Genomic DNA, 13,106 nt, shown 5'->3' with positions numbered 1-13,106 from the left:
AGCGGCACAGAAGGCCATTGAGCAGGCAGGGGCGGAACTGATGTTCCTTCCGCCATACAGCCCGGACTTCAATCCCATCGAAATGGCCTTCTCAAAACTCAAGGCCTTGCTGCGCGCCAAAGCTGAACGGACTGTCGGTGCTCTGTGGGATACCGTCGGCGCACTGCTTCCGGCTTTCACTCCCAGTCAATGCGCCAGTTTCTTTACAGCCTCTGGATATGAACCAGATTAAAGTGGAACCGCTCTAGCGCCTGCGGGAGGTCAATGCCGAACTCATGCAGCAGGCTCATGAAGTAACTGGCAAAGCCTGTCGAGACTGCGGCGCCGGCCAGCAGAAATTCCAGAGTGAGAGCCCAGCCGACCCCAAAGGCGGCAACCGGGCCAAATGCGCGGGCAACATAACTATAGGACGCACCCGCTATTGGCATGGCGGTTGCGAGTTCCGCGTAGCAAAGGCCGGTGAGGCCGCAGGCAGCGGCGGCGGCCACAAAGGCGAGGGTGACTGCTGGCCCTGCGTATTCCGCCGCTGCCACCCCAGGCAGGATATAGATCCCGGCTCCTACCACGCAGCCGACCCCGAGTAGGAGGAGATCCACCGGCCCAAGGGCGCGATGGAGGGAAGGGGCTCCGGTTTTTATCTCTGCGGCCATAGTGTCTCCTGAGCCAGATTACAGATGCCAGTTCAGGGTCATTCCGACAGACTGCGGCGGGATGAAATAATACTGGTTTACGAGCGCGCTGCCATTATCATAGCCCATGCTGAGCCCGTGGGAATTGCCAACATTCTTGGCATAGAGGCTGAGGTCGAGCTGCCCTTTGGGGACATGAAAATGTCCGGTCAGCTGGAAGTCTACGGTATTGTAATCGCCGATCCGCATGCTGTTGCCAAGCAGGCCCGGTGCGGAGCCCCGATAGTGATGAATAATGGAGAGCGTGGGCTCATGTGGTAAATCTACAGCCGCATAGCTGAGAATTTCGCTGAACTGCCATTTTGGGCTGGAGGCCAGTTGTGATCCTGAGGGAATGACTCCTCCGGACGTAGAGACGGACTGCGTTGTGTGCGCATCATCATACGTACCGTTTATACGGAGTTGAAGCCCTTTGATCGGTGTGATCCATGTTGCACTCAGTTCCGCGCCCCGGCTAACGGAGGCCCCCACGTTTGCGCCATAGGTCAGGCCGTCAGGCCGCAACAGGCGCGCCTGCATATTGCTCCAGTCAATCCAGTAGAGCGTGGGCTCGATCAGCAGGTGATGGTGAAAAAGGTTGAGACGCGCACCAACTTCGTAATTTTTCAGCGTGTCCGACCGTGTGCCGCGGGGCGTGGGGTAGGCGGCATTGTATATTGTCGAATTGGGCGTGCCAAAACGATACCCTTCCGAAAACAGGAAGTAGAACATCATCTGCTTGTTTGGTTCATAACGCAGCGCAACCTTCGGGAGCGCGCTTGTCTGCGAGGTGCTGGAGGCCGTGCGGTTGAGCAGGCTGCCGTTGCTGCTGTAGGCAAGGTAGCCGGGCGTCTCGCTCGAGGTTTTTTCTGATGCGTTAAAGACGCGGGCGCCGCCTGTCAGAGTCAGTCCTTTGAAAATTTCGTAGGAGGCTTCACCAAAAATGGATTTTTCAGTGCCATCGTAATTTGCTGTGCCCCAATACCAGCTGTCACCCTGCGTTAGCTGCGGCACGAGAGATGCGCCATACAGGCCGGAAATAAAGGACTGAACATTGTCAGTCATGACATTGTCTTCAATGCGCTTCCATGTTTCGTAATAGGCTGCGCCAATCAGCCAGTTAAAACGCGAGTGCTTGCTGGAGGCAAGACGCAGTTCATAATACATGGACTTGCTGTCACCTGTTTCATTGAGCGTTGTATTCCCCCCGCCCATCGTGTCTCCGTAATACGGGGTATAATCGGTGGTGGCGTTTTTTCCTTTACGGATGAACGCTCCCATCGCGCTCAGTGTGGCAAAGGAGAAATCATGATCGTAGCGCAGCTCATGCATCTGGATCTGTGTGCGGAGCGGTTCCTCAATATGGCGCTGCTTCTGATAATCAGGCAACGCTGCAAGCGAATAGGGGTCATCTGAAATATCGGAACTCTGGGCGATATAGGTGTAGGCGATCTTGTCCGCATCCGTGGGCGTGTAGACAACGCTTGCGCGGGCATTGCGCGTGTATCCGGTATTGGTATTGCGGCCTATGCCTAAGTTGGTGATGTAGCCGGGGTCCTGCCGATATCCAAGCACGCCGCGCACGGCAAGTTTGCCCTTGATGATCGGTATGTTGAACATACCTTTTTCGCCGTAGCCAACTTCATGACCGGGCATCCCGACGATGGAGGACTGGGCGGCGGCGTCAATCTTGCCCGTGTCAGCCTGATTTGGGATGTAGTCAATCGCACCACCCAATGTTGCGGAACCAAAGAGCGTACTTTGCGGACCACGCAGAGCTTCCACGCGGGCGACGTCAAACGTATCGATATCCGGCACGGCAATGGCAAAGCCGGGTTCAGAAAGCGGAATGTCGTTCAGAAAATAGCCGGTAGTGCCTTGCCCCTGATCAATACCAGCGGTGGTGGCAATACCGCGGAAAGTGATAGTCGACAGGCCGGGCAGCGACTGGTTGAACGTTGCCCCCGGAATTTGCGCGATATAGTCGCTATAAGACTGCGCATTGATTTTTTGCAGGAATTTTCCGGAAAGCACGGTGACAGAGTTCGCCACATCATGAGTGGATTGCTGCCGCCGTTCCGCTGAGACTGTAATGGATTCCAGCGTGTCGGGCTGTTCCTTTGCCGCTGCCCGGTTGTTCATATGGGGTGCGGCGGGCTGGCGGACGACCGGACGCGCGGCCGGAGCCGGGCGGGCTGGATGTGCGTGGTGTTTTGAATCTGTTTCAGTCTGGGCCAGCACTGTTCCGGGAAAAGCGGAAACAGCGGCCAGGAGCAGAAGCCGAAAACCGGGGCGGAGTCTGGAAAAAGAGCTGTGGATCATGAGGGCTCGTTCCTGAAGAGGGCTGATACAGGGAGCAGTCGGTAACGTGATGGGTCGGTTCAGAGATATTTCTGAAGCCAGGTGAGAACCTGTTGCTGCACGTCGATCTCGGTATCGAGCCCGACACTGCCGCCAAACCAGTGGGGTGCGCCGGGGTAGTGGATAAAGCGTGCCGTTTTTCCACTTTCATGCAGGGCCGCGTAGAACAGGCGGCTCTGGATTGTGGGCACGCGTGTGTCCGCATCACCATGCAGGAGCAGGACCGGCACAGTGACGTTCTGGACGAAGCTGAGTGGTGAATGGGCGGAATACTCGCTTTGGTGGGTCAGTGGGTCACCAAAGTAGGGCGGGATGAAGCTGAGGCCGACATCGGTGCTCATGGCCATCGTCATGAGGTCGGCAATGCCTGCACCCGCAATGAGTGTTTTGAAACGGTCATTATGTCCGGCAGCCCACATGCCCATGAAGCCGCCATAACTCCAGCCGCCCAGTGCAAGGCGCGCCGGGTCGGCAATGCCGTCTTTTTCAAGGTGATCGACGCCGCTGAGGATATCCTGATAATCCTTGCCGCCCCAGTCACCCCGATTGGCGGCGCTAAACGCTGGGCCGCCGCCTTCTGAACCGCGCGGATTGGGCATGAACACCGCAATGCCGTGGGAGGCAAGCATGCGCGCCCAGTTGTGCCATGAGCCAAGCCATCCATCGTACCAGGCCTCCAGCGGACCACCGTGGATTTGCACGAAAAGAGGCATTGGCTGATGCGGGCTGGCACCCGGTGGCAGCACGAGAATGCCGGAAAGATCAAGCCCGTCCTTCGCCTTCCAGTGGATGATGCGCTGTTCCCCGAGGGACCATTGATCTACGCCCGGATTGCTGTGCGTCAGTTGCTGCCCGTGTCCCTTGTGGTAAAGCCAGACTTCATCCGGCGTTGTGCGGGTTGACGCTGTCAGGGCGATGTCACCACTCTTGTCACGGGAGAAAGAGAAGACCTCCCCCATAACCGTTGCGATCTCGGTCGGTTCGGCCGTGCTGGCGTGATCGAACGCCACATGGGCCAGATGTGTTTCCACACCTTTAAAGCCAAGAACGGTCAGGCCATGCCCGTCAGTGTCCCACGCGGCACGCAGGATTGCGCCACCCCATGCGGACGCAATGGGTTCACGCTTTCCCGTTGCAAGATCAACGGTTCCAACAAGACCATCAATACCGTCCTCTGAGAAATACCCATAGACGACGGTGCTCCCGTCTGGAGAGAAAGAGGCATGCACAGCCGTGGCGTGGCCGGGCAGGGTGTACAGCACCGTGCCATCTGGTTTGATGATGGATTGGGTTGAGCGGTACCAGTAGTATTCAAGCCCACCTTCTTTACCGCTGCGGATAATGAGGCATTGCCCCTTCGGCCCCCAGTCCACGTCAAAGATGAAGGGATCGGGCGTCGGGACGGTTCTGCTCTTCAGGCTGGCGACGTCAAGCAGGATCAGGTGGCTGGTACCGCTGCGCCCTTCTTCCGTCGCGTTATGCGGGAGCGCAGGCGGTGCTTCATGGGTGATGATCGCAATGGAACGGCCATCGGGTGCCCATGTGAAGGTGACGGGCGTTCCCGTCAGTCCGGGAATGGTGCGCGTTTTCCCGCTTTTGATGTCGAGCAGTACGAGGCGTGCCCCATGCGCTGTGCCGGTAGCATGCGTGCGGAGGAGGGCTAGCGTTGCACCATCGGGAGACCAGCGTGGGTGATGGTCCCCTGCGAGTGTACCGCGCAATTGCTTTGGTTCTGCGTGTGAACCGGGCGTAACCGCCCATAGGTCCGGTGCTGTCGGTGCGGTGTGGCTGGAGGGGGTGATGCGGCTGTAAAGGATCTGGTGGCCGTCAGGCGCGATCTGGGCATCTGAGACCTGCCGCAGTGCTGAAATGTCTTGCGGTGTGATCGGATGCGGTGCTGCCAGTGCAGGGGATGAGACCAGCAGAGCGACCAGTGCAGAGGAAAGTATCCGGACAGACGCAGTGCGCCCCACTCCCGTGGGAAATACTTGAGCAGTGCGTATTGTATTTTTATAACGCAAGGCAGGCATGACCTTTGGGCTATTGTGATCCTGCCCTGATCCTGTCGCAGATTGTTGTCTATCCGGAACATCCAATTTTTGAACGGTGACGGGTCCACGTCATAAGCGTGGTTTTTCCTAAGGCAGACGGCTCGCCTGTTTGAGAAGACGCAAGGCATGACGTGTCTTCTCGGCGTTCATGCTGGCAAATCCGATGCGTAATCCGCGGGGCGCTTCCGGCCGTGCCTTATAGGAGTCCGACCCTGCGAAGCGAAGAGCCAGAGCAGCGGCGTTGCGCTCTATCCGGTCCAGTATGGTGGTATCGGCAAACCGGAGCCAGAAGGCCAGCCCCCCTTTGGGCGGTATGAAGGTAATGGAAGAACCGAATTCTTCCGTCAGGGCCAGAGCAAAGGCGTCCCGGCGTTCTGCATAAAGGCGGGCGGCCTTGCGGGCATGGCGGCGTAATTCGCCTTCTTCAATCAGCGCACCGACCGCTTCTTCCGTCACGATATTGCCCATTCCGTCTACAATCGAGACATGGTGCGCCAGAGCCTCAATAACCGCGGCAGGCGCCACAACATAGCCCAGCCTTAAAGCCGGAATGGCCAGTTTGGAGAGGGAGCCGACATAAATCACACTTTCCGGGGCGTAGCTTGCCATCGGTAATAAAGGCTGTGATTCGAAATGAAATTCGTGGTCGTAATCGTCTTCAAGAATTGCAAAACCGTAGCGGCGCGCCAGTTCAATAACTTTTAGTCTTCGGTCAGGATGGAGCGAGACTGTTGTTGGAAACTGGTGATGCGGTGTCAGAAAAACGAACGCGATGCGCTGCGTGGCGCAAAGTGCTTCGAGTGCCGTGACATCTGCGCCGTCCCCATCCAGCCCGATTGTCCGGATGTCTGCCCCCAGTGCCTGAAAGGCCATGACGGCAGGCTCGTAAGTGAGTTCCTCCACAACAACAATGTCACCGGGGCGGATCAGTGTCATGGCGGCCAGAAAAATACCGTGCTGACTGCCGCGTGTGATGCAGATATTCTCCGCGTTAACAGGCAGCCCCCGCTCCGTTTTCAGCATGGTCGCGATTGTCTGGCGCAGGGAGGCCGAGCCACGCGGGTCAGCGTAAGACAGGCGATTATAGCGTGAGACTTTGCTCAGGGCACTCCGGTAGGCGCGGGCCAGAACATCGGCGGGAAACAGCCGCCCATCCGGTGAGCCCTCATCAAGTTTGACACCGTGATCTTCCAGCACAGCAAGGGCGCGTGCCGGAGCTGCGATATAGCGAAAACCAGCCTGTGGCGAAGCAGTTTTTTCCGTATCAGCTTTCTTGTCGGGACGGGAGGATGCGGACCGTACCGGCAATGTCGCGGAGACCTGTGTGCCGCTGGTGCCTGATGTTTCAATCCATCCCTGAGCAACGAGTTCCTCAAAGGCCAGCACAATTGTCTTGCGATTAACGGCCAGCGCATTCGCCAGCGCGCGGGTGCTGGGGAGATAGTCTCCCGCTGAAAGGCGGCCCCGTTCAATTTCCTGCGTAACTGCGTCGGCAATCTGCAGGTAAAGCGGCTGCACGGATTGCGGGTCCAGAGTGATATCAAGCGGTACGCGCCGGGGACGAAGCATCAGATGATGTTCCCACTCAAAAATACAAAACGAGACTGCGGACAGATTGTTCTTATGGCCCCCTGCTCGTGAAACAATTGGCTCTTGTCGTGCCCAGCAAGGTGCGTGAAATGGAAAAGAGTATCCGCGCTGTCACTATAAACAGGCAGTCTGGATATCCTGACGGGCCGCGGCAGTAAAGCACGATCCGTAAGCGCAAATTTCCATTCTTCCTGAAGTGTGCCGACCAGAAACATGAATGACCTTATAGCACAACTGATTGGTGAATATCCCCTTGCAGCGGTGAGTGGTCTTTCTACCGCCGATGGGATGCCGGTTCATCTTCCCCTGATTCTGGAACCTTCCGGTCAGTCCCGGGATTTGTCGCACGCGCGCCTTATCGGTCATATAGCGCGGCGTACTCTCACGATACCGCCCGAGGCCGGGACGATCGCTGTGGAGGTTATGTTTTCTGGCCCGCAAGGTTATGTGTCGCCGGAAGTGGCAGGAGATCGCGGCTGGATACCCACATGGAATTATGCGCGCGTCTGGGCGCGCGGAGCCCTGCGTTTTTCCGAGAATCTGACAGGATCAGGTCTTGAGCTGCTGGTCGACGCGATGGAGAAGGCGCGCGCAAAACCCTGGCAGATCAGTGAGAGTGGGCCACGTGCAGAGGCGCTCAAGAAACATATTATTGGCTTTGAAATTACGAATCTCACCTTCCACCCGTCCTTCAAGCTGGGGCAGGGTGAAACTTCGGCAGTGTTCGATAAAATTGTAAACGATCATCCGGACAGAGATCTCGCGCGCTGGATGCGGCTGCACGCAGCTTCGACGTCCTCTTTGCAGGTTCTTCAGGAAAATCCTGCCTGAAAGCCTGAAAGTTAGTGACATCTGGCCACCCTTTCCCGGATCATGGCGTCATGCGATGTGGCAGGCCACTTTTTTGCTGCGTCCTTTGTGCACGGACAGACGACGATCCGTCTTATCCAGAAGGCGTACATCATCAGGCGTAAGAGTCAGGTTGCGGAGGCCCCCATAAGCATAGTCGTCAGGGCACGATGCGCATTGGCCGCGCAGTGCATGGTGTCGGGGCGTGCCGGGCTGGCGGCTAACCGCACGCAGTTCTTTCTGGATGTGGCGAGCGGGCCGTTTTACGGGTTCAACCGTGATAGAGGCTCTGTCTCATGTGAAGGGAGGAGCCGAGGCTCCGAGCCCTCTTCGGAGAGAGGCTTCATAACACTGACATATCGAGCAGGAGGCGGGCTACTGTGCCGGCATGGGCGCTCGGACCGGGCGGCGCGAAGGCCTGTCCTGCGACGAAAACCCCCTCCATCAGCAGCACCAGACCAGCGGTCAGCGCCTCAGGGTCGCGTGCGTTCAGAAGTGCCACGCGAGACGCAATCCAGTCGGCCATCGCCTGTTTGAGTCGCGCGGCCTCCCGGCGGACAGGATGATCGCGATCAGGAAACTCAAGGATTGCGTTTGTCAGTCCACAGCCCCGATAGGTCGGGCTGGAGGCCCGTTCAGCCAGACCGTCAAAATAGGCAAGGATCTGGCCGCGTGGATCGTCGGGAAAATCGGACTCGGCTTCCTCGAAGCGCGTCCGACAGGTCCCGTAGAATTCATCAAGATACACCGCAGCCAGCCCGTCTTTGGATTCATAAGCACGGTAAAGCGACGGCTTGGTAACGCCCGCGTTCTGCACGATTTCTTCGACGCCAACGCCGCGTATTCCGTTGTTATAGAACAATTCGCGTGCTGAATTCCGAATCCGTTCGGCGGCGCTGACGCCGGGTGTGGGTCGCTTCATAATCTATTTCCGCTTGACGATGTTACCGATCGGTACCTAGGCTCAGGAAAGTGTAACTTACCGGTTAGTCATATGAGCAGAAATCTTCCCATCCGCAAGGGTGCCGTCTTTGTGGTCGTCGTGGTGCTCACCTTTCTCTCCTTGCTGGTGTCGGCCGGTGTGCGCTCAACGCCCGGCGTCCTGATGATGCCCCTGCAAATGGAGTTGGGGTGGAGCCGCACCACGATTTCATCGGTCGCCGCTTTTGGTATTTTTCTCTACGGCTTTGTGGGGCCGTTCTCCGCGGCGCTGATGCAGTCCATCGGAATCCGGCGCACGCTGATCGGGGCGCTTCTGCTGATTGGTGCGTCGTCCGGGCTTTCGCTGTTCATGACAGCGCCGTGGCAATTTTTCCTCACATGGGGGCTGCTAACCGGTCTTGGCACCGGGGCCGTTGCCATGGTGCTCGGCGCTACGGTCGTCAATCGCTGGTTCGTGGCGCGTCGCGGCACGGTCATGGGGCTGCTCGCGGCAAGCACGGCAACAGGGTCGCTGCTGTTCCTGCCCATGCTGGCGTCCCTCGCGCAGACGCATGGCTGGCGCGGGCCGGTCGTCGCTGTCACGGTGGTGTGTCTGGGTCTTGTGCCGCTCGTCGCGCTGTTCCTGCCTGAACACCCTGAGCGTCTGGGCCTTGTGCCGCATGGGGCGGAGGAGGGATATGTTCCTCCCGCGCGCTCGTCACGCCATCCACTGCATATCGCGATATCGGCGCTCCGTGACGCGATGGTCATGCGGGATTTCTGGTTGCTGTTCCTGACGTTCTTCGTGTGCGGCTTCACGACAAACGGGCTGATCGGCACGCATTTTATCGCGATCTGTGCTGATCACGGTGTGGGCGCGGTGCCGGCGGCAGGGTATCTCGCGCTTATGGGGTTCTTTGACCTGTTCGGCACCACGGCCTCGGGCTGGCTCACCGACCGGATGGATGCGTGGCGGCTGCTTTTTGCCTATTACGGCCTGCGGGGCCTGTCGCTGATGGCGCTGCCGTTTGTAGACTTCCACGGTGCAAGCCTGACGCTGTTTGGTGTGTTTTATGGGCTGGACTGGATTGCGACAGTGCCACCAACCTTGCGTCTCGCGAATGCCGCCTTTGGCGAGGCACGCGCGCCGGTTGTATTTGGATGGATCGTGTTCGGGCATCAAATCGGCGCGGCTCTGGCTGCATCGCTTGCCGGTGTGCTGCGTCAGGCACAGGGAAGCTATCGTGACATGCTGCTCATGGCCGGGCTTGCCGGATTGGTCGCAGCACTGATGGCACTGCGGATTGGGCGTTCTCCGTCGAAAGGCGTTGCCCTTGCGGCGGAGTGAGACAAGGTGAGGAATGGTCCACGCGGATGTTCAATTGACCATGGGACTGCGTCGGATTTATTTCAGGCAGACGTCACGCATTATCAGAAAAACGCATGTCAAAATGCCTGTTAATCTTGACGGGTTCTCAAATTGCAATTGCCGTGACCAAATCCCAAATCCCAAATCCCAAATCCCAAATCCCAAATCCCTACCGTAATAGCACCCATCCATCGGCTGCACGCCGGATCTTTCTGTTCCACATGTCCGGCTTACAGTACCAAACGCACCGCGGCTGATTATCAGACAATAAATGTCAGCGCGTCGCTCGGGTAAAGCTATAAACTTCAATGCTCAGCCGCTAATGCAATGGCTTCAGTTCAGACTGGAGCCCCGCAGTCAGACGACTAAAAATCGATGATCTCCACGCTTGCCGTTGAAGAGACTTATAAGGAGCAAAGACGGTGGAAATATCCAGTTCTTCTTTGCTCCATCAGGACTTTAGCCTGCTGTATCGACAAGAACGACTTCGGCATCCGTAAGGGCGCCAACTTTGAGAATATCTATCTCCGAGAGTGCAGCCCCATCGCCTTCACTAATTTTTCTGCCTTCAATCTCAACCGAGCCTTTGGCAACCACAAGGTAGGCAAGTCTTTCCGTGCCAAGATGGTAGTCAGCTATTTGATTTTTTCTCAATGTTGCCCCAAGCACACGTGCATCGGCGTGAATGGGAAGTGCGTCGCCGTCATTCTGGAAACCTGATGCCAGAGTAAAAAATTTTCCAGCACGGTCGTCTTTCGGAAAAGCACGAGCGCCCCATGACGGTGCGTGACCTGCCTGATTGGGCATGATCCAGATCTGGAAGATCCGAGTTGTGACATCTTCCAGATTATGTTCGCTGTGTCGGATGCCCGCTCCCGCGGACATAACCTGCACATCTCCGGCCACAGTGCGCCCTTTATTGCCAAGGCTGTCCTGATGCGTGATAGCGCCCTCACGAACATACGTGATGATTTCCATATTTTCATGCGGATGAGTACCAAAGCCGGTTCCCGGTGCGATGGTATCATCATTCCAGACGCGCAGACTGCCCCAGTTCATACGGCTGGGATCATAGTAATGGGCGAAAGAAAAATGGTGCCGTGCATCCAGCCAGCCGTGGTTGGCGTGGCCAAGTGTGTCATAGGGGCGGACTTCAATCATAACATGCTTTCCCGATTTGTTACGTAAGTGTCTGATGAGACGTTAAGCACGGGCGAGTGTGGAGGATATAGAAATCATGGAAAGATATCGTTTCCATTTTTGTGATATGGAGTATTTTGTATCCAGAAAATGCAAACACGTTCTGATAAACACGATATAGACATTCTCCTTATCAACTCTTTCGCGAGATCGTCTGATGCGCCTCCCTGATTTTGAAGCATGGGCTATTTTTGCAAAAGTCGCTGAACTCGGTTCGTTCGCCCGCGCAGCAGAAGAGATCCAGCTTTCCAAACCCACCGTATCCAAAGCGGTAGGTCGTCTGGAACAAACGCTCGGCGTTGCACTTTTTAATCGGAATTCCCGCCACCTGTCTCTTACAGAAGCGGGGCGGACGGTGCTGGGGCACGCGAACCGTATTCTGGTGGAAGCAGAGGCAGCGGAAACAGAAGCTAAGGGAGGCACGCAACGGCCTTCCGGGCTGATCAGGATTGCGGCCCCTATGTCTTTCGGCATAGGCCATTTGTCACCTGTTTTACCCGCCTTTCTTGCCAAATACCCGGATATTGATGTGACTGTCGATTTCAGTGACACGCTCGTGGACTTCGTTGCGGAAGGATACGATGTTGCACTCCGTATTGCGTCTCTTGCAGACTCTGCGTTGCGGGCACGGAAACTCTGCGAAGTTCAGCTTTTACTGGTGGCAAGCTCTGCTTATCTGGATCGGGTGGGCCGTCCTGAGCACCCACGGGATCTTGAAGCTCACAAAAGCTTTGTCTACACCAATACGTCAGCGCCCGGAAAAATTCGCCTTCAGCATAATAAAAATGGAAAAGAATTTGTTCTGACGCAAACTTCCAGATTCCGTGCAGATAATGCGGAAGCATTTCTTCCTGCCTTGAAGGCCGGACTGGGCTTTGGCCTGTTTCCCGAATTCATGGTAGGGGAAGGTCTGGCATCCGGCCTTTTTGAGCGGATCCTGCCGGACTGGTATGCGCCGTCTATTGCGCTGTATCTCGTTACGCCATCCAGCGCGCTCAGACCAATGAGGGTTACGGCTTTGCTGGATTATCTTGTGGAATGTTTTAGTCAGCCGGGATGGTTGAGCCAGGCAAAATAAACATGTGATTCGGGCATAATATTTGTCTGTTTCTGTATTATAAAAAAATCTCTTTGAAAGAGAATCCCCATGCCATTGATGAGTGACATGGGGTGGCAATTAAACCTTCCTCAATTGTGGCACTATTCTCAGCTCAGCTTTCTGGTAATACCCGCAACATGCTGGCCAAGGAACTTTGCTCCTTCCAGTTCATTGGCGCTTGGCTGGCGCGACCCATCTCCTGCGGCAAGTGTGGTGGCCCCATAGGGCGAGCCGCCAGTAACTTCGTCCAGCTTGAGCTGACCCTGAAAGCTGTAGGGCAGGCCACTGATAATCATGCCGTAATGGATCAGATTAGACATCAGGGAATACAGGGTGGTTTCCTGCCCGCCGTGCTGAGAAGCGGTTGAGGTAAAAACGGCTCCGACTTTTCCAACCAGTGCTCCTGCGAGCCATAAGCCACCTGTCTGATCCCAGAAGTTTGCCATCTGGGCCGGAAGCCGTCCAAATCGTGTGGGTGCGCCGATAATAATAGCATCATAATTTGGCAGGTCGTCTGGTGTTGCAATTGGTGCGTTTTGCGCCGTTTTGAAGTGATGGGCTATGGCAACGTCTTCCGGTACCAGTTCAGGAACACGCTTGATATCAACCTCAAGACCTGCTGCCCACACGCCTTCGGCGACAGCATTGGCCATGGTTTCGATATGCCCGTAAGATGAATAGTAAAGAACAAGAACTTTAGCCATTTTGGATTTCTCCTTTGGTGTTGAGAACAGTTTCCGTAAGGTTTTTAGGCTCAGGACTCATTCTTTAAGATAGAAGATGAAGCTTGCTGCGATGTAGATTGCGGACATGAATGTATGAGCACAGCGGTCGTATCGTGTTGCCACCCGTCGCCAGTCTTTCAGCTTTGCGAACATGTTTTCGATCAGATGGCGCTTTTTATACAGATGCCAATTGTAAGGTGGCTTTGATTTCCTGTTTTTCTTTGGTGGAATACAGGCGGTGATGTTTTGGTCTGCGAGAGACTGTCTGATCTT

The 13,106-nt window shown here is 56.2% G+C and carries 12 protein-coding genes; 4 read left to right on the top strand and 8 right to left on the bottom strand.

The window, feature by feature from the left end; all coding sequences use genetic code 11:
- The coding region (locus tag KP699_RS15105; RefSeq protein ID WP_215762681.1) for a transposase at positions 1–232 on the top strand (232 nt) is incomplete at its 5' end.
- Here KP699_RS15105 and KP699_RS15100 read toward each other — a convergent pair.
- The 4 genes from KP699_RS15100 to KP699_RS15085 form a co-directional block, all read right to left on the bottom strand.
- Complete coding sequence (locus tag KP699_RS15100) at positions 204–650, bottom strand: APC family permease (RefSeq protein WP_215763209.1); 447 nt, start codon at positions 648–650, stop codon at positions 204–206. The genes KP699_RS15105 and KP699_RS15100 overlap by 29 nt on opposite strands.
- An 18-nt stretch (positions 651–668) precedes the next feature.
- Positions 669–2,990, bottom strand: coding sequence for a TonB-dependent receptor (locus KP699_RS15095; RefSeq protein WP_215763208.1), 2,322 nt, complete (start codon positions 2,988–2,990; stop codon positions 669–671).
- Positions 2,991–3,049: 59 nt separating this feature from the next.
- A complete protein-coding gene (locus tag KP699_RS16735; RefSeq protein WP_215763207.1) occupies positions 3,050–5,002 on the bottom strand; it encodes a S9 family peptidase in 1,953 nt (650 codons plus the stop codon).
- Between the two features lie 165 nt (positions 5,003–5,167).
- Entirely contained in the window at positions 5,168–6,649 is a 1,482-nt protein-coding gene (locus KP699_RS15085; RefSeq protein WP_215763206.1) for a PLP-dependent aminotransferase family protein, read from the bottom strand.
- 234 nt (positions 6,650–6,883) lie between these two features.
- Between KP699_RS15085 and KP699_RS15080 the strand changes: the two genes are divergently transcribed.
- The gene (locus tag KP699_RS15080) at positions 6,884–7,501 is read left to right on the top strand and encodes an FMN-binding negative transcriptional regulator (protein WP_215763205.1); all 618 of its coding nucleotides are present in this window, start codon (positions 6,884–6,886) and stop codon (positions 7,499–7,501) included.
- A gap of 361 nt (positions 7,502–7,862) precedes the next feature.
- Here KP699_RS15080 and KP699_RS15075 read toward each other — a convergent pair whose 3' ends face one another.
- On the bottom strand, positions 7,863–8,441 hold the full coding sequence (locus KP699_RS15075) for a TetR/AcrR family transcriptional regulator (RefSeq protein WP_215763204.1): 579 nt from the start codon (positions 8,439–8,441) through the stop codon (positions 7,863–7,865).
- A gap of 72 nt (positions 8,442–8,513) precedes the next feature.
- On the opposite strand from KP699_RS15075, the gene KP699_RS15070 reads away from it, so the two are divergent.
- A complete protein-coding gene (locus KP699_RS15070) occupies positions 8,514–9,788 on the top strand; it encodes an MFS transporter (protein ID WP_215763203.1) in 1,275 nt (424 codons plus the stop codon).
- Positions 9,789–10,268: 480 nt separating this feature from the next.
- On the opposite strand, the gene KP699_RS15065 is transcribed toward KP699_RS15070, so the two are convergent.
- Complete coding sequence (locus KP699_RS15065; protein ID WP_215763202.1) at positions 10,269–10,970, bottom strand: pirin family protein; 702 nt, start codon at positions 10,968–10,970, stop codon at positions 10,269–10,271.
- Between the two features lie 196 nt (positions 10,971–11,166).
- On the opposite strand from KP699_RS15065, the gene KP699_RS15060 reads away from it, so the two are divergent.
- Entirely contained in the window at positions 11,167–12,087 is a 921-nt protein-coding gene (locus tag KP699_RS15060; RefSeq protein WP_215763201.1) for a LysR family transcriptional regulator, read from the top strand.
- A gap of 128 nt (positions 12,088–12,215) precedes the next feature.
- On the opposite strand, the gene wrbA is transcribed toward KP699_RS15060, so the two are convergent.
- Both wrbA and KP699_RS15050 read right to left on the bottom strand, forming a co-directional pair.
- Positions 12,216–12,812: an NAD(P)H:quinone oxidoreductase gene (gene wrbA / locus KP699_RS15055; protein ID WP_215763200.1), complete on the bottom strand. Its 597-nt coding sequence runs from the start codon at positions 12,810–12,812 to the stop codon at positions 12,216–12,218.
- A gap of 57 nt (positions 12,813–12,869) precedes the next feature.
- Positions 12,870–13,106: transposase (locus KP699_RS15050; RefSeq protein ID WP_215763199.1), on the bottom strand; the 237-nt coding region annotated here is incomplete at its 5' end.

Source organism: Acetobacter sp. P1H12_c (genome assembly GCF_018811975.1).
Taxonomy (GTDB): domain Bacteria; phylum Pseudomonadota; class Alphaproteobacteria; order Acetobacterales; family Acetobacteraceae; genus Acetobacter; species Acetobacter persici.
The sequence above is the reverse complement of the archived record's forward strand: the minus strand, read 5'-3'. Positions and strand labels throughout refer to the sequence as shown.

Coding starts and splice junctions, on each gene's coding strand:
- KP699_RS15070 (WP_215763203.1), top strand. CDS start 8,514: ATGAGCAGAAATCTTCCCATCCGCAAGGGTGCCGTCTTTGTGGTCGTC.
- KP699_RS15095 (WP_215763208.1), bottom strand. CDS start 2,990: ATGATCCACAGCTCTTTTTCCAGACTCCGCCCCGGTTTTCGGCTTCTG.
- KP699_RS15065 (WP_215763202.1), bottom strand. CDS start 10,970: ATGATTGAAGTCCGCCCCTATGACACACTTGGCCACGCCAACCACGGC.
- KP699_RS15085 (WP_215763206.1), bottom strand. CDS start 6,649: ATGCTTCGTCCCCGGCGCGTACCGCTTGATATCACTCTGGACCCGCAA.
- wrbA (WP_215763200.1), bottom strand. CDS start 12,812: ATGGCTAAAGTTCTTGTTCTTTACTATTCATCTTACGGGCATATCGAA.
- KP699_RS15060 (WP_215763201.1), top strand. CDS start 11,167: ATGCGCCTCCCTGATTTTGAAGCATGGGCTATTTTTGCAAAAGTCGCT.
- KP699_RS15075 (WP_215763204.1), bottom strand. CDS start 8,441: ATGAAGCGACCCACACCCGGCGTCAGCGCCGCCGAACGGATTCGGAAT.
- KP699_RS15100 (WP_215763209.1), bottom strand. CDS start 650: ATGGCCGCAGAGATAAAAACCGGAGCCCCTTCCCTCCATCGCGCCCTT.
- KP699_RS15080 (WP_215763205.1), top strand. CDS start 6,884: ATGAATGACCTTATAGCACAACTGATTGGTGAATATCCCCTTGCAGCG.